General features: G+C 39.7%; 16 protein-coding genes. 15 read left to right on the top strand and 1 reads right to left on the bottom strand.

Annotated features, from left to right (window positions below):
* The first annotated feature begins 135 nt into the window (after positions 1–135).
* The 13 genes from M0R79_RS08870 (at position 136) to hutG (ending at position 11,675) form a co-directional block, all read left to right on the top strand.
* Positions 136–1,722, top strand: a complete 1,587-nt coding sequence (locus M0R79_RS08870; protein ID WP_248417018.1) for an ABC transporter permease — start codon at positions 136–138, stop codon at positions 1,720–1,722.
* Complete coding sequence (locus M0R79_RS08865; protein WP_248417019.1) at positions 1,719–2,762, top strand: ABC transporter ATP-binding protein; 1,044 nt, start codon at positions 1,719–1,721, stop codon at positions 2,760–2,762. The genes M0R79_RS08870 and M0R79_RS08865 overlap by 4 nt, the downstream gene beginning before the upstream one ends.
* On the top strand, positions 2,762–3,505 hold the full coding sequence (locus tag M0R79_RS08860) for an MBL fold metallo-hydrolase (protein WP_248417020.1): 744 nt from the start codon (positions 2,762–2,764) through the stop codon (positions 3,503–3,505). Before M0R79_RS08865 ends, M0R79_RS08860 begins: the two co-directional genes overlap by 1 nt.
* Positions 3,506–3,606: 101 nt before the next feature.
* The gene (locus M0R79_RS08855) at positions 3,607–4,557 is read left to right on the top strand and encodes an L-lactate dehydrogenase (RefSeq protein WP_248417021.1); all 951 of its coding nucleotides are present in this window, start codon (positions 3,607–3,609) and stop codon (positions 4,555–4,557) included.
* 16 nt (positions 4,558–4,573) lie between these two features.
* Positions 4,574–5,260, top strand: coding sequence for a response regulator transcription factor (locus M0R79_RS08850; protein WP_248417022.1), 687 nt, complete (start codon positions 4,574–4,576; stop codon positions 5,258–5,260).
* A 72-nt stretch (positions 5,261–5,332) separates the two neighbouring features.
* A complete protein-coding gene (locus M0R79_RS08845) occupies positions 5,333–6,247 on the top strand; it encodes an ABC transporter ATP-binding protein (protein WP_248417023.1) in 915 nt (304 codons plus the stop codon).
* Positions 6,240–7,109, top strand: a complete 870-nt coding sequence (locus tag M0R79_RS08840) for a hypothetical protein (RefSeq protein ID WP_248417024.1) — start codon at positions 6,240–6,242, stop codon at positions 7,107–7,109. Before M0R79_RS08845 ends, M0R79_RS08840 begins: the two co-directional genes overlap by 8 nt.
* 19 nt (positions 7,110–7,128) lie before the next feature.
* Positions 7,129–8,052: a sensor histidine kinase gene (locus M0R79_RS08835; protein WP_248417025.1), complete on the top strand. Its 924-nt coding sequence runs from the start codon at positions 7,129–7,131 to the stop codon at positions 8,050–8,052.
* A complete protein-coding gene (locus M0R79_RS08830; RefSeq protein ID WP_248417026.1) occupies positions 8,036–8,458 on the top strand; it encodes a DUF1801 domain-containing protein in 423 nt (140 codons plus the stop codon). Before M0R79_RS08835 ends, M0R79_RS08830 begins: the two co-directional genes overlap by 17 nt.
* 199 nt (positions 8,459–8,657) lie before the next feature.
* Entirely contained in the window at positions 8,658–9,041 is a 384-nt protein-coding gene (locus tag M0R79_RS08825; RefSeq protein ID WP_248417027.1) for a GntR family transcriptional regulator, read from the top strand.
* Entirely contained in the window at positions 9,034–9,891 is an 858-nt protein-coding gene (locus tag M0R79_RS08820; RefSeq protein ID WP_248417028.1) for an ABC transporter ATP-binding protein, read from the top strand. Before M0R79_RS08825 ends, M0R79_RS08820 begins: the two co-directional genes overlap by 8 nt.
* Positions 9,888–10,544 carry an ABC-2 transporter permease gene (locus M0R79_RS08815; RefSeq protein ID WP_248417029.1) on the top strand — a complete coding sequence of 219 codons (657 nt, stop codon included), beginning with the start codon at positions 9,888–9,890 and terminating at the stop codon, positions 10,542–10,544. The genes M0R79_RS08820 and M0R79_RS08815 overlap by 4 nt, the downstream gene beginning before the upstream one ends.
* A 132-nt stretch (positions 10,545–10,676) precedes the next feature.
* A complete protein-coding gene (gene hutG / locus M0R79_RS08810; RefSeq protein ID WP_248417030.1) occupies positions 10,677–11,675 on the top strand; it encodes a formimidoylglutamase in 999 nt (332 codons plus the stop codon).
* A gap of 85 nt (positions 11,676–11,760) precedes the next feature.
* Here the strand turns inward: hutG and hutI are convergent, their stop codons facing one another.
* On the bottom strand, positions 11,761–13,029 hold the full coding sequence (gene hutI, locus M0R79_RS08805; RefSeq protein WP_092570794.1) for an imidazolonepropionase: 1,269 nt from the start codon (positions 13,027–13,029) through the stop codon (positions 11,761–11,763).
* 205 nt (positions 13,030–13,234) lie between these two features.
* Here hutI and hutU point away from each other — a divergent pair, with 205 nt between their 5' ends.
* Positions 13,235–15,265 carry a urocanate hydratase gene (gene hutU, locus M0R79_RS08800; protein ID WP_092570792.1) on the top strand — a complete coding sequence of 677 codons (2,031 nt, stop codon included), beginning with the start codon at positions 13,235–13,237 and terminating at the stop codon, positions 15,263–15,265.
* Between the two features lie 193 nt (positions 15,266–15,458).
* Complete coding sequence (locus tag M0R79_RS08795; protein ID WP_092570790.1) at positions 15,459–16,850, top strand: glutamate mutase L; 1,392 nt, start codon at positions 15,459–15,461, stop codon at positions 16,848–16,850.
* Positions 16,851–16,876 lie beyond the last annotated feature (26 nt).

Genomic DNA, 16,876 nt, shown 5'->3' with positions numbered 1-16,876 from the left:
ATCTTTAAACCTGCCCATAAAAGAGGAAACCTTTTTGTTTCCTCTTTTATTTTTGATAAATACCGAATCGTAAAGCTATTGATTCTTATTACAAGTTTTCTAATTTTTGTGCTTCCCTTTTTAAAATTAATTTATATGAGTTTTCAAGGTGAGTTAGGATTTACCTTCGATCATTATCTTAAAATCTTTAGGATGGAGCGAACTTGGCGTGTGTTGGTCAATACCTTTATTATGGTATTCGGCGCAACTATTTTAGCTAGTTTATGTGGAATTTCTTTTGCCTGGCTGATGGCTTATACGGACATTCGTCATAAGAAAAGCTTGCACATACTCCTTTTCTTACCCTTCGTTATTCCCTCTTATGTTTCGTCTCTGGCTTGGTTACAGTTTTTTGGCCAAAATGGTCAGTTGGCGAGATGGCTGGCAGTGATTTTGCCAGGGTTTAATGGTTTTAATTTATATTCTATGTTGGGGATGATTGTTGTTTTAGGAATTACAACTTATCCCTTAGTGTATTTATTTACTTTGAATGCTTTTCGCCAAATTCCACGCGAAACAGAACTAGCAGCCAGAATCTCAGGCGCTAGTCAGTGGATTGTATTACGGAAAGTAACCTTACCAATGGCGATGCCTGGATTAACGGCAGGAATTTTCATTGCCTTTCTTAGCTGTTTGGATAATTTTGGAATTCCAGCTTTTCTCGGCTCTTCGGCCAATATTACCGTGTTGACTACCTATATTTATCAACAAGTTATCGGCTTCGGGCCGAGTGCTTTTAATCAGGCAGCAGTCTTATCAGTGGTTCTAGCGGTGATTGCTTTAATAGGTCTAGGTATTCAGCGCTTATTATTAGCCCGGCATCAACAATTGGAAAGCCAGGTTCAGGACCATAGTGTTCGTTATTATCTTGGCACTAAACGTCCTTGGATAGAAGGTGCCATCATTCTATTTATACTGGTAACCAGTATTCTTCCTTTATTTGCCTTGATAATTTCTCCGTTATATAAAGTTATGGGCCGGCCTTTAAGCATCGATAATCTAAGTCTAAAGAATTATTTGTTTATCTTCCAAAGTGTGAAAAGTCGTCAAGCCATATTGACTTCCTTAAAACTAGCAGGGGTAACTGCATTTATTTCTTTGGGAATTGGAACAATCTTAGCTTACTTTCGAGTTCGTAAGAAAGAGCCACTTGCCTTTCTAATTGAAAGTGTGGCAACAATTCCTTATGCCTTACCTGGTACGGTCTTTGCTTTATCCATGATCTTTGCTTGGATGCAACCCCTACCAGGTTGGAATCCAGGGATTTATGGTTCAATCTCCATCTTGTACATTGCTTATTTTACCCGTTTTTTTAGTTTGCAAGTGCGCTCATCAATCGCGAGTTTTCAGCAATTAGATGTGTCCATCGAAGAAGCGGCTCAAGTTAGTGGCAGTCCGATTTGGGTAAAATGGCGTCGGATTCTAATGCCCCTTATTAAAAACGTTGTCTTGAGTGGAACGGTATTAGTATTCTTGACCGCCTTAACAGAGTTGACTGTTTCGTCTTTATTATATGCTTCTAAATCTCAAACTATTGGCGTATCTGTCTTGAGTTTCCAACAAGCAGGAAATTTGCGCCATGCCAATGCCTTCTCTAGTTTGATCGTCCTTCTAATTATTGTTGCTTATATTATCTGGACTGTGATAGATGGGTTTAGAAAGAAAGAAAGGAGAATAGGATGACAACTCGAATCAATCATATCAGTAAATTTTACGGAGATTATCAAGCTTTAGTTGATATTAATCTGGAGATTCAGCAAGGGGAGTTTGTAGCTATCCTTGGCCCATCTGGATGTGGGAAGACCACCTTACTTAGATTATTAGCTGGTTTTGAGCAGCCAAGTTCAGGAGAAATTTATTTGGACGATTTATTAGTTTCCAATCAGGATCAAGTCCTTGCTCCCGAAGAGCGTAATATTGGGATGGTTTTTCAGAATTTTGCCTTGTGGCCTCATCTAACGGTTGGCAATCATATTAAGTTTCCTTTATTGTACCATCGATTTAGACCCAACTTGGTGGCCAACCAGATAAATAAACGGATTGAGGAAGTTTTGGAGAGTGTGGGCTTGGCTAGTTTGGCAGATCGTCTACCCGGCCAACTCTCAGGGGGGCAGAAACAGCGAGTAGCTCTGGCTCGAGCGATAGCGCCCAAACCAGGATTACTATTAATGGATGAACCCTTATCAAGTTTAGATGCAGAACTTAGAATTGAAATGCGTGCTGAAATTCAGAAATTACACCAGTTGACTCAATCTTCAATCGTCTATGTCACTCACGATCAAAGTGAAGCGTTGGCGATGGCTGACCGGATTATTGTGATGCGTGCAGGAAGCATTGAACAAGTGGGGACACCTTATGAGATCTATTATCAACCAAAGACTTCATTTGTGGCTAATTTTGTTAGCAAAGCTAATTTGATTTCCGGGCAATGGTCGGATCAAGGCTTTCGGGTTCAGGATACTCAAATTGTTTGGCCGGATTTGGGGACTGATCCTCAAATTAAAGCCGACCAGTTATATTTGCTACGACCTGAAGAGATTGAACTTCTGCCTGCTGAACATAGTGGTCTTGTTGGACAAATTCAAGCCCGCCAATTTCAAGGAAAAGAATTACATTATATGATTCAACTCGAGAATCAGCAAACGATTAGCGTACATACTCCGATTTCTCAACAATATGACTATCAGGATTGGGTAAGTATACGGCCAAAGGAAGGGGTCTAATGATGGTTTTGTCCTTGGATATTTTAGGTTTTTATGGAGGATTTCCGGTTGAAGGATCTGCAGCCTCGGGCTATTTACTCACCAGTGATCAGGCTAAGGTGTTGATAGATTGCGGCAGTGGCTCCTTACTGAAACTTTCGCACTTACAGGCGCTACATGATTTGGATGCGGTTATAATCAGTCATCTTCATAATGATCATGTCGCTGATTTATTAACGTTGGATCATGCGCTGATTGTCGCCAAAAGACGAGGTTTGCGCCAGCACCCTCTCTCGCTTTATCTACCCGAGCAACCACATACCATCTACCAACGCTTTGAGACGCAACAATTTCAACTTCATTCATTATCATCGATTAAGTCTTTTAATATCTTGGATCTTCAGATGTCAGTGATGCCTGTGAGGCATACGATTTCCGCTTATGCGATAAAGATTTCGCAAGGGAATAAGCAATGGGCCTACACCGGGGATACAGCTTATTTTCCCGAACTCATTTCCTTTGTTCAAGGGACAGACCTCTTATTATCAGAGGCTACGGTTAGCGCAGAAAGTAAACACAGCAGTGGGCGAGGGCATATGAGTGGTCAGGAAGCCGGCGAATTAGCTCAAGCAGCTAAGGTCAAGCGACTGGTACTAACTCATTTACCTTCAGATGGCTCTCACCAAGCCATTAAGCAAGCAGCTCAGAATATGTTCCAAGGTCCAGTTCACTTAGCCAGCGAGCAGAGCCATTGGCAAATTTGACTTTGAAATTAATATGATAACTTGAAGATTTTTGTATCTGCTTAGCTTCAGTGATAAAATTACTTTGTGATATAATGAATAAAAGCATATTAAGGAGGATTATGATGAAATCAGCACGCAAAATCGTATTAATAGGGACAGGATCTGTCGGAGCTAGCTTTGCCTTTGCAGCCTTAAATCAAGATATCTGTGATGAATTGGTCATGATTGATTTAAATACGGCGAAAGTGGCTGCCGATGCCGCCGATATGCAAGATGGTCTGGCTAATTTTACGGCGAAAGTGAATGTATGGCATGGCGATTATAGCGATTGTCACGATGCAGATATTGTCGTCATTTGTGCTGGAATTGCTCAGAAACCGGGCCAAACACGTCTAGAATTAATTCAAACCAACGTTAAAATTGCCAGCGCGATCACTAAAGATGTGGTGGCTTCTGGTTTTGATGGCATTTTCTTAGTGGCTTCCAATCCAGTCGATATTATTTCATACGCCGTTTGGAAAACTTCAGGCTTTGCTAAGGAACGCGTGATTGGTTCTGGGACGGCTTTAGATACTGCCCGCTTACGTTATCAATTAAGTCAACTCTTTAATATCTCTGCTCGGGCAATTAATGCTTGTGTCTTCGGTGAACATGGCGATTCAGAATTTGTTGCTTGGTCGATTGCTAAAGTAGCCGGGGTCCCTTTGATCGATTTATTAGAAGATCGTCAATTGAATCAAGAAGAGCTAGAAGCGCTCTATGAGCAAACACGTGATGCTGCCTATAAGATTATTGAAGCCAAAGGAGCTACCTATTATGGTGTGGCTATGGCTTTGACCCGGATTTGTAAAGCTATCTTTGGCGATGAGAATGAATTATTAATGCTATCTACTCTCTTACAAGGCGAATACGGCCACGAAGATGTTTATATTTCTGTACCTTGTATTCTAGGCAGACAGGGGATTCGCCAAGTCTTAACTCCAGAACTTTCAGCAGAAGAAGCTGATAAATTAGCTTATTCAGTGAAAGTCTTGCGGGAAAATAATCCCTTGATTCAAGAAGTAAAATAAAAGTTGGAGACCTGCTGTGGCAAGAATTTTATTAATCGAAGATGATGTCCAAATTAATCAATTATTAGTCGAAAGCTTAAGCAAGCAGGGATATCAGGTCGTCTCTGCTTTCTCGGGGACCGAAGGCCGGATGATTCTAGCTCAGGAGACCTTTGATTTAATCTTACTGGATTTAATGTTACCAGGACTGAGTGGTGAAGATTTACTCTCGGAGATTCGTCAAACCTTTGCGATTCCGGTCATTGTGATTTCAGCCAAAAGTTCTGTGGACGACAAGGTCAAGTTATTAGAACATGGAGCCGATGATTATCTGGTTAAACCTTTTGATTTGAAAGAATTAGCAGCTCGTATCCGTGTTTGTTTGAAGAGACAATATCAGAATCCAGCCCTGGACGAGAAAGTATATCAATATCAGGGTTTGTCGTATCATCCCAAGACACAATTATTGACCTATCAGGATCAAGAGATTCAACTTACTCCCCAGGAACGTAAGTTATTGGTCTTATTTCTAAAACATCCCCAAAAGATATTCACCAAGCAAGAATTGTTTACCAGTGCTTGGGAAGAAGATTATTATGCTGATGACAAAACGATTCATGTTCATATTAGTAATTTACGCCGTCGTTTACTTCAACAAACTGGTCAGGAATGGATTGAAACGGTTTGGGGTGTAGGTTTTCGTTTGTTGCCGACATCTTTATAAATTCTTTATCTTTCCTTTATTCTTTACTTATCTTTAGACGGTATAGTAGGCATTAGATAAGGAGGAAGAAAGATGCAAGCGATGATAGAAAGTGCCAATCTGTCCAAGAACTATCAAGGACACATGGCTCTGGACCAGGTTGATTTTCATGTTTATCCGGGCGATATCTATGGTTTAATCGGTCGCAATGGAGCGGGTAAGACGACGTTAATGAAGATTATTAATCGTCAAATTCACCATCAAGGAAAGTTATTTATTCAAGGAAAGGAATTATCGGCAAAGGATAGTCATTCTTTGCGGATTGGTTCTTTAATTGAGGCGCCAGGTTTTTATCAGAATTTGTCAGCCTATGAGAATCTGAATTTAAAATGCATTTTATATGGGATTCGACGACCTGGTTATATTGAGGAATTATTATCTTTAGTTCAGTTGAGCCAAGCGGGCAAGAAGAAAGCCAAGAATTTCTCTTTGGGGATGAAACAGCGCTTAGGTTTAGCTTTGGCTTTGGTCGGAGATCCCGATATTTTACTCTTGGATGAGCCGACCAATGGGATGGATCCGCAAGGGATTGTTGATTTTCGGCAGATTATTCAGCGATTAAATATTGAAAAAGATATTACCGTGATTGTCTCTTCGCATATACTGGGGGAACTAGCGAAATTAGTCAATCGGATTGGTATCATCGATCAGGGTAGACTGATTAAAGAAGCTAGTATGGAGCAATTGAAGATCGAAAACCAAGATCATATTACCATCACGGGAAATCATTTAAGTCAAGTTGTTGCCCATTTAGAAGAACATTTTAATTTGAAAAATTATACCATGGTCACGCCCACAGAACTTCATATCTTTGAATATATGAACCAAGCGCCAATGTTGGCCCACCAGCTGATTCGTTCAGCCATCTTATTCGATAGTTTTACCGTGGATCAAGCGAGTTTGGAAGATTATTTTATGAAGATGACAGGAGGGCAAGATCATGCTTAATTTTATCCGTTATGATATTCGTCGTATGTTTAATTCAAAAGGTTTGTGGTTGGGATTATTGATTATTAATCTGTTTCTGGCTTTAATGACTTTCATTAATTATCATGAAGTTCAGCAGACTTATGCAGATTATCAGCAAGAAGCGATGAATCAAAGTCAACCGGATGAGCAATCGGGTCTAGTCATTGAGCGATCTATGGAGGGCGGTCAAATCATGACCGAAGAAGAATTCTTAGCCAATCAGGCCGAAGTCAAAGCTAGCATGACCTTTGATCGCTTTGTGATTGATAATTTCCCGATGGTGATAGTTTTTGCATATATTTATTTAGCAAACTTTGTCGCGGCCGATTTTTCTTCAGGATTTCTAAAGAATATGCTCCCTTTGTCAGGTGCAAAATGGAAATGGTTGCTAGCTAAAATAGTCAGTGTAGCTTGCTTCTATCCCGTACTCTTGCTGAATAATATGATCTTTGCGGTAATTAATGAACTGTTATCTGGCCAATTCATGACTCAGATTCACTGGCGTGACCATCTGCAACTGATACTCCCTCAACTCAGTCTCTTAATGATTATTTGTTTAGTGTCCGTGATGGTTATGTTATTCAGTCAAAACAAGGTGACAACGATTGTGATAGCAACCTTGATGGGTATGGGTCTCCATACTCAATTATTGACGATTATCGAGAATAGTCTAGGAATCGATTTGGTTCAACAGCTGTATTCCAGCCAGTTATTACAAATGGGAACCCAATTTGAGGGACAAATTTTACCTTTATTAATTCGTGGTTTGATAATGATTCTTCTATTATATCTATTTAATTATTGGCAAATTTATCGGATGGATTTTAATTTTGAACATTAAGAAATAAGGGGGCATCCTCATGATAATCATTTTAGTGTTGGCTTTATTGATTATTTTGGGGGTGCTATTTTATTATCGTTATCAGGTCCGTCAACTTTCCCAACAACTCCAAGAGATGTCTCAACAAACAACCAATCAATTGTTAACTCAAGAACTTTATAGTCCAGAAATTTCTAACTTGGTGGCTCGTATTAATCAGACCATTGAACAAGAAAGGTTGTTAAGAAAGCAAATTCAAGCTAAAGAGAGGCAGATGGATGAGTTGATGACAAATCTCTCTCACGATGTTCGAACGCCTTTGACCAGTTTAGTCGGTTATATTCAGTTACTAGAAGAGACAGAGAATCAAGACGATCGCGACCGCTACTTTACGATTATTTATCAGCGATTGAATAAGCTTAATCAATTATTAGACCGTTTGTTTCTGTTGATGCGATTAGAAGATCAATCAGCACTGATTGATTTAAAGCCGATGAATTTACAAGAAAGTCTGGTCCAACGAATCTTTATCTATTATGATCAGTTAGAAAAGGCTGGTTTTAAAACGGAGGCAGAATTTAGCTTAAGCAATGAAGTTTGTTTGGCCAATGATTTTCTCTTAGATGCTATTGTGGATAATTTGATGAAGAATGTCTTGGATCATGGGCAAGAACATTCAACCTTGACTTTATCATTATCGAAAGCAAACAAGCAGGCTGTATTTCGCATTTCCAATCCTTTAAAACAGGATTTTAATGCAGATCTGCAACGATTGACCGAACGATTCTACCAGGCCAACGCCTCACGAACTTCGGGAAATAGTGGTTTAGGCCTGTCGATTGTGCATTCTGCTCTGCAGAGACTCGGGGGCAGCATGGAGCTTCAGCTGGAAGAGGCTAAGCTAGTAATTAGTTTATATTTTCCGCTATTAGTTAGGAGAGACAGCGATGAGTCAGAAATTTAAACCAACCGGCCAAGCGGTTGAAGCATATATTGAAAGCCTGGCCTCAAAGAAGAAACAAGAAGAGAGCCGTGTTTTAGTCAAACTTTTTGAAGAAGTGAGTTCGTATCCGGCTAAGATTTGGTATCCAGGGATTATAGGCTTTGGTCAATATAATTATCAGACCCCGGCGGGTCGAGAAGGGATATCTACTCTTGTCGCCTTTGCGCCACGTCAAGCGCGTTTTGCCCTATATTTGGCTGAAGATTTTCCTGAACGGGCTGAATTATTGACTCAATTAGGTAAGCATAAGCAAGGCAAGATGTGTATTTATGTTAATAAATTAGCGGATATTCGTCTGGATATCTTGAAGCAGATGATCCAGGCGTCGTTAGAATATACCATCCAGAAAAATAATTTGAGTCTTTAAATGTCAAGATTCGCGTGACCCATAGAGGTATACTAAAGAGTCCAACTTAAGAGAATCAGCATAGATTGTTCTTGAGGGAATTATTAGTAAATATCCTTATGAAGGAAGACTGCCACTTAAGGCAGTCTTTTTTATCTGAGTCAGCTTGACAGGTGTTATGCACTGTTATATACTGTTATATGAAATGGGAGGTGGCTGAATGAATATTATATTGCGCAATGATTCGAGTCAGGCCCTATATGAACAAATTAAGGAAGCCATTAAAGATAATATTCTACAAGGAAAAATTGCAGAAGATCATCCCTTACCCTCAATTCGACACCTATCAAAGTCGTTGAAGGTGAGCATCTTAACGGTTAAAAAAGCATATGATGCGCTCGAAGCTGAGGGATACATTATCAGTCGCCAGGGATTGGGTACGTTTGTGGCTCCCCGTAATCATGAGTTAGAGCGAGAAGAAATTCTTAAACAAATTGAAAGTAAGTTGGAAGAAGTGTTAAGTTTGGCTGCTTTATATCAGATTGATCAGTCAGAATTGATTGAACTTTTGAAATTATTAGATAGGGGTGGTGTCGATGACTAATTTAATTTCTTGTCAAGGGCTTAGTAAGACATTCCAACATTTTCGCTTGGATGGGATTAATACTGAGATTCCTCAAGGCTATGTCACAGGTATCATTGGTCCCAACGGATCAGGAAAGACAACGTTCATCAAGCTGATTCTATCTTTGATTGAGCCTGATCAAGGCCAAATATATTATAAAGATCAAACGGTCCAATCAACTACGGGTCAGTATTTACAAGATATTGGCATTATTATGGATGAACCAATTTTGGCTAAAGATTGGTCGGCTGACGACATTAATGATGTGATGCAAATAGGTTACCAAGGGTGGCGAAGTGAAACATACTATCAATTACTCAATGAATACGGGATTAATCCATCATTGAAAGTTAAGGAACTTTCTCGGGGGATGACCATCAAGTTAATGTTAGCCATTGCATTATCCCATCAAGCAAATACCCTGATTCTTGATGAACCTACTTCCGGTTTGGATCCTATTTTTCGCGAAGAGTTGACGGATTTATTGCAAGATTTCGTTCAAGATGAAGCACGTTCAGTTGTCTTCTCGACCCACATTACGGCCGACCTAGAAGCGATTGCCGATTATCTCATCTATATTCAAGATGGCCAGCTCATCTTTCAGGGAACGAAGGACGACTTGTTAGCTAAATATCTGCTAGTGAAGGGACCCTTGGATAGTTTAGCAGATAATCATCTCCCCCCTGTAGTGGCTTGTAAGCAGATGGATTATCATTTCGAAGCCTTAATCGAGAGTAAGTATCAGCAAGCATTGCCTCAAGACTGGCACGCTAGTCAGCCTTCGATTGACCAAATCATGATTTATTTAAGGAGGAAGCATAAAAGATGAAAGCTGTTGAGCAAATCCTTCATTTAGATTATTTAGCGATTCGTCCCTATTTCACCCTGAAGAATTTACTAATATTCTCGCTGCTCTTTGCTTTTTATGCGATTATTTTTGGTGAAATCCAAATCGTGGTGAATATGATTCCTATCTTAGCTGCCTTCCATGTTTCCTATCCATTTTTGGTCGCGGATGAGGCTGGTTTAGATAATTTATACACCGTATTTGGGATTGGTAAGAAATCAGTGGTACAGGGCCGTTATTTAACCCTCTTATGCCTGAACTTAGCAGCCATGATTTTTGCGGTCTTATTATATAGTCTGCTAAAAATAATATTTAGTGAACCGATTGACTGGCAGGCTAGTCTCACTGGGGTGTCAATGAGTGCAGCGGCTTCGATTTTATTTTCTTGTATTCAATTGCCTTTTCTCTTTAAATTTGGCTACAAGAAAGCCAAGCAAATTGTCTTTATGACCTTTATGGGTATGTGGATTGCCTTATACTTTGTCATCAATTTTATTGGTCATGGCCCAATGTTGGATTGGCTACTCAACTTAAGTCATGGGCAATTGATTTTATTAGGCAGCGGAATTTTCTTAATTATCTTTTACACTTCCTATCGTCTTTCTCTGTGGAACTACCAGCATAAGGATGTATAATTTCGCTCGTTCCAATACTGAAAAACATTCAGCTTCGTTCTGAATGTTTTTTCTTTATTGCTGAATTAGTGTTATAATTTGTCCGATCCATCTGTCAGTCAGGATAAACTTTTATGGGAGAGCGATAATAATATGTTAGAAGATTATAAACGTCCAGATGTGAGTCTATATTATGGAAAGGATAAGGCCGACCTATATCAAGCAAAATGGGTAAATGTGATTAAACCCCTGGATCTAAATCAGGCTGAATTTGAGACCAATGCCAGAATACGCTTTGCTTTATTAGGTTTCCGCTGTGATAAGGGTGTCTATATTAATCATGGCCGGGCGGGGGCGATTGAAGGGCCAACCGCGATTCGCCAACGTTTGTTTAAACTACCTTGGCATCTCGGTCGAGAAGTGCAAATTTTTGATGCGGGGGATATCGAGGGAGTGAATCGAAGTTTAAGTCAACTTCAATCGTCTTTAGCTAAGGCCGTTCAAAAATTATTAGATATGCATATCTTTCCAATTGTTTTGGGAGGAGGTCATGAGACAGCTTTTGGTCATTATCTAGGTTTATCAAGCCACCCTCGTTATTCTGATAAGAATGTCGGAGTGATAAATATTGATGCTCATTTCGATCTTAGACCCTATGATGAGACTGGACCGAATTCGGGAACGGGTTTTCGACAAATGCATGATATGAATCATCAAGCAGGTAAGGCTTTTAATTATCTGGCGATGGGGATTCAAGAGCATGCGAATCAGTTGCATCTTTTCGATTTTGTAGCTAAACATGCGGGGTTAGATTTTGTGACCAGTCTGGATATTTGGAATCGTGGTTTGAACTACTCTTATCAAGTCATTGATGATTTTATTGCCAAAGTTGACCACGTATATTTAACCATCGATATGGATGTGTTTTCGATGGGGATTGCTCCTGGTGTTTCTGCCTTCCAACCTTTAGGACTGAATCCACAAAAAGTGATTCCTATGCTACAACATTTGGCTAAAAGCGGGAAGGTCATCGGCTTTGATATCGTAGAATTGTCGCCTCCTTATGATTATGATCAACATACAGCTACTTTAGCGGCGATGCTGATATTCTATCTAAGTCAGGTTTTATATCAGGTCACGATTGATGATTAATTTTCCAAATTTTAATCAATAAAAAACAGGGGCTCTTGCTATTGAAAGCAGGAGCTCCTGTTTTGTAGGGGAGGGACAGAATCAATTAGGCCTGAATTTGGCCATCGACGACCACATGTTGACCGTTCTTGTAGACATCGCTAACTAAGTTAGTGGCAAAGAAATAGATAGAGTAGTCAACATTTGGGCAATCCATAATGGTGATGTCGGCTTGCTTTTCAACATCAAAGTTACCAATTTGATCGGCACGATCGACTGCGTAAGCAGCATTGATGGTGATTGCGTTAAAGACTTCGATTGGTGTTAAGCGCATTTGATAGCAACCTAATTGAGCTACGAATTGGATATTAATGGTTGGGCAAGAACCTGGGTTGCAGTCGGTTGAAAGTGTAATTGGCACACCGGCTTCAATCATCTTACGAGCTGGAGCATAAGTATCTTGCATTAAAGAGAAAGTAGTGGCTGGAAGTAAGTCCCCAATGACTTGGCTTTCAGCCATTTTCTTAATGCCTTCATCGGTAATCATCATTAAGTGTTCTGCAGAAGTGGTCTTCAGTTTAGCAGCCACGTCTACACCACCGATAGATTCGATTTCATCCGCATGAATTCTTAATTTGAAGCCGAGGTCTTTAGCGGCAGAAAGTAATTTCTCAGATTCTTCAGCGGTAAAGACATTTTTCTCACAGAAGATATCACAGAATTCAGCTAGATTTTCTTCTTTAACTTTAGGCAACATGTCATTGATAATCATATCAATGAATTCGCCAGATTTTCCTTTATATTCTGGTGGAACAGCATGAGCTGCCATAAAGGTAGAAACTAAGTCAATGGTATGATCTTCATTTAATTTCTTACATACTTCTAATTGACGTTTTTCAGTTTCCCAGTCTAAGCCGTAACCACTTTTAGCTTCTACGGTCGTTACACCATAACGTACCATATAGTCTAATAGACGTTTTGATTTATTATATAAGTTATCAAAGTCAGCTTCACGGGTTGAACGAACAGTACTTAAGATACCTCCGCCTTGTTCCAGAATTTCTAGATAAGAAACCCCGTTAAGTTTTTGAGCAAATTCATGCTCACGGCTACCGCCATAGATTAAGTGGGTATGGCAATCAATGAAACCAGGCAGAGCGATCTTTCCCGAATAGTCGATAATTTCAGTATGCTCGTCTTTCAATTTATCATCAGGTTCGCCTGAACCAAGGGCTAGAATTTTTCCATCTTTGATGGCAATATAGCCATCTTCAATAATTTGGGCATCATTCATATCAGAACCAGATAAAGGATGACCTAAATCGTAAGGGTTAAAAATTTGATTGAAATGGATCAAGATTTTATCCGCAGACATTTAATCACGTTCCTTCTATTATTTGATTTGATATTATTGTAGGAAAAACACGTCAAAATTTTGTCTAAAAGATAGAAAGCGTTTTTTTGTCGTTTTTTTTATATATTTTTAAGAAATAGACACTCTATTGACTGGCACGTTCTATAATAAACTCACATTAAAAAATCAGTCATTTATGACCTTGATAATTTTAAGGAGGATATGCATGGAAAAATTTACGGAACTTGATGTTTCACAAGCAATGACGATTAAATTGGAGGATACTCTGCCAGAAATGCCGGAGTTTGTTGAAGGTATTCGCCGGGCACCAGATAGAGGTTTCCGTCTAAGTAAAGAACAAACGGAAGTAGCTTTAAAGAATGCCCTACGTTATGTGCCTAACAAATATCATGAACAAATTATTCCTGAATTTCTAGAAGAATTAAAAACTCGAGGAAGAATTTATGGATATCGTTGGCGTCCAGAAGGTCGTTTATCTGGTAAACCAATTGATGAATATAAAGGTAAATGTATTCAAGCTAAAGCAATGCAAGTTATGATTGATAATAACTTGGACTTTGATGTAGCCCTTTATCCTTATGAATTAGTTACCTATGGAGAAACTGGTCAAGTATGTTCTAACTGGATGCAATATCGTTTAATCAAACGTTACTTAGAAGAAATGACTGATGAACAAACATTAGTTGTTGAATCAGGACATCCAATGGGTCTATTCAAATCTAAGAAAGATGCTCCACGCGTTATCGTAACCAATGGTTTATTTGTTGGTGAATATGACAACTTGAAAGACTGGGAAATTGCTGAACAAATGGGTGTGACCAACTACGGTCAAATGACTGCTGGTGGTTGGATGTACATTGGCCCTCAAGGTATCGTTCACGGAACCTTCAATACCTTATTAAATGCTGGACGTTTGAAATTAGGTATTGCTGATGATGGTGATTTATCAGGTAAACTATTCATTTCTTCTGGTTTAGGAGGAATGTCTGGAGCTCAAGGTAAGGCAGCAGATATTGCTCACGCTGTGTCAATCATCGCTGAAGTGGATATTTCACGGGTGAATACTCGTTTGGAACAAGGATGGATCCAACAATTAGCTGAAACTCCAGAAGAAGCGATTAAGTTAGCTCAAGAAAGCTTAGAGAAGAAAGAAGCAATGTCAATTGCTTACCATGGTAACATCGTTGACCTATTAGAATATGTAGTTAAGAACGATATCCATGTGGACCTATTATCTGACCAAACTTCTTGCCACAATGTTTACAATGGTGGATACTGCCCAGTAGGTCTTACTTTCGAAGAACGTACTGAATTACTTTCTAAAGATAGCCAAAAATTCGAAAAATTAGTTGACGAAACTCTAGGACGTCACTATCAAGCCATTAAAGAATTAACCAGTCGTGGAACTTACTTCTTTGACTATGGTAACTCATTCATGAAAGCAATCTATGACTCTGGTGTCAAAGAAATTTCTAAGAATGGTAAAGATGACAAAGATGGCTTTATCTGGCCTTCATATGTTGAAGATATCATGGGACCTATGCTATTCGATTATGGATATGGACCATTCCGTTGGGTATGCTTAAGTGGTCGTCACGAAGACTTAGTGGCTACTGACCATGCAGCGATGGAAGTTATCGACCCAGACCGTCGTTACCAAGACCGTGACAACTATAACTGGATTCGCGATGCTGAGAAGAATAAGATGGTTGTCGGAACTCAAGCTCGTATCTTATATCAAGATTGCATGGGCCGGGTTAATATCGCTCTTAAATTTAATGAATTAGTTCGTGAAGGTAAGATTGGACCGGTTATGTTAGGTCGTGACCACCATGACGTTTCAGGTACAGACTCTCCATTCCGTGAAACTTCTAACATTAAAGATGGTTCTAACGTAACGGCAGATATGGCTGTTCAATGTTATGCAGGTAACGCAGCTCGCGGTATGAGCTTGGTAGCTCTTCATAATGGTGGTGGCGTTGGTATCGGTAAATCAATCAACGGTGGATTCGGTTTAGTTCTTGACGGTAGCGAATTGACTGACGAAATCATCAAATCAGCGATTGCTTGGGATACTATGGGTGGTGTAGCTCGTCGTAACTGGGCACGTAATGAACATGCGATTGAAACTTCAATTGAATATAACAAGATGCGCCAAGGTACAGATCATATCACTATCCCTTATATTCCAGAAGAATCATTGGTTGAAAAAGCTGTGAGCGAATTATTCAAATAATTCATCTCAGCGAGCAATGTGAGCCAAGATGTCTGAACAAGGGTGTTGAGACAACGCTAACATAAGAAAAGAACATTCATCACTGGGGATCATGCTCCGATGGTGGATGTTCTTTCAATTTGTCACAGAAATTCGTTACAATAAAATTATCCGACGATGAGTTTATCAATCCAATCAATAAAGGAGGGTTATCATGACACATTATATTCTGACGGCTGATTTTGGTAGTACCTATTCAAAATTTAACCTATTCAACCGAGATCAAGAGATTTTAGTTGATCAACATACTTTGCCAACGAGTCAGGTTTCTTCGGTCATGGATTGTTATCGAACCGCCAAGACAATACTCTTAAATCAGCTTGATAATTATTCTAAAACAGACCAAATCGATGAATATTATTGTTCTTCAGCTTGGGGTGGCTTTAGAATGGTGGTCATTGCTTTTACTGAAACATTAACCAAGAAAGCAGGGGAATATGCAGCCTTAGGTTCAGGGACCCGAATTATCGGTTCCTACTATTATAAGTTGAGTCAATCAGACTTAGCTGAAATCGTAGACCTAGATCCAGATGTGATTCTCTTAGCCGGTGGGACCAATGGCGGAAATGAACAGTTTGTTATTAAGGTGGCTCATCAGCTGACTCAAACTTCATTAAAGACTGATGTTATCTATGCTGGCAATGAAGCGGCTCAAGAAGAAGTTGCTGCAATCTTTGCAGATTCCAATTGCAAACTATATATCGTGGATAATGTAATGCCCGCCGTCAATGATCTCAAGGTGGAACCCGTGCGGGCCATTGCTCAAGAAATTTTTATTCGTAAGATTACCCAGTCCCATGGCTTGTCAGATTTGGCTCCTCAGTCTCCGTTACCTATTATTCCTACACCGACTGCGGTTATGAAAGCCACCGAGTGCTTAGGCCAAATGGAAGAGAGACAGCCGATGGACGGCGTGCTAGTCGTTGATATTGGTGGAGCCACTACGGATATCCATAGCTATGGCAAGGGATTAGGACTAGGGCTGAATGTCTTCTATGAAGGGATGAGTGAGCCCCTACTTAAGAGAACGGTGGAAGGCGATTTGGGCATGCGTGAATCGGTGGCTTCTGTCTTAACCTATATTCAGGAATCAAAACGTAAAGAAATCTTAGAATCATTATTTTCCTCAGATCAAATTCAAGACTTCGTTAATAAACGGATCCAAGAAAGAAACTATGTCCCTCAAGATGAAGCCGGTTTATTATTTGATAAATTGGTGGCGAGTCAGTGTCTCGATCAAGCGATTCACCGCCATGTCGGTCGTTTACGCAAAGTAAACACTCAGGATTATTATCAATCTGGTAAGGATTTGCGTCAATTCTCCACCGTTGTTGCCACTGGCGGTCCATTGACTAAGAATCCTTATCGCCAGGATATTTTACATGAGAATTTTCATCCGGAGGATAACAATTTAAGACCTAGCCAACCAAATATCTACTTTGATCATTACTATTTAATGTCGGCGATTGGTGTCCTCTCTCAAATCGATCAAGCTTTCGCACATAAATTACTCAAGAAATATGTCATTCCGCATACTCAAAGCTGACTTTTCATTGAATAGAATTAAGTGTA

Source organism: Ignavigranum ruoffiae (assembly GCF_023195815.2).
GTDB classification, from domain to species: Bacteria; Bacillota; Bacilli; order Lactobacillales; family Aerococcaceae; genus Ignavigranum; species Ignavigranum ruoffiae.
This window is presented reverse-complemented; position numbering and strand designations above follow the sequence as displayed.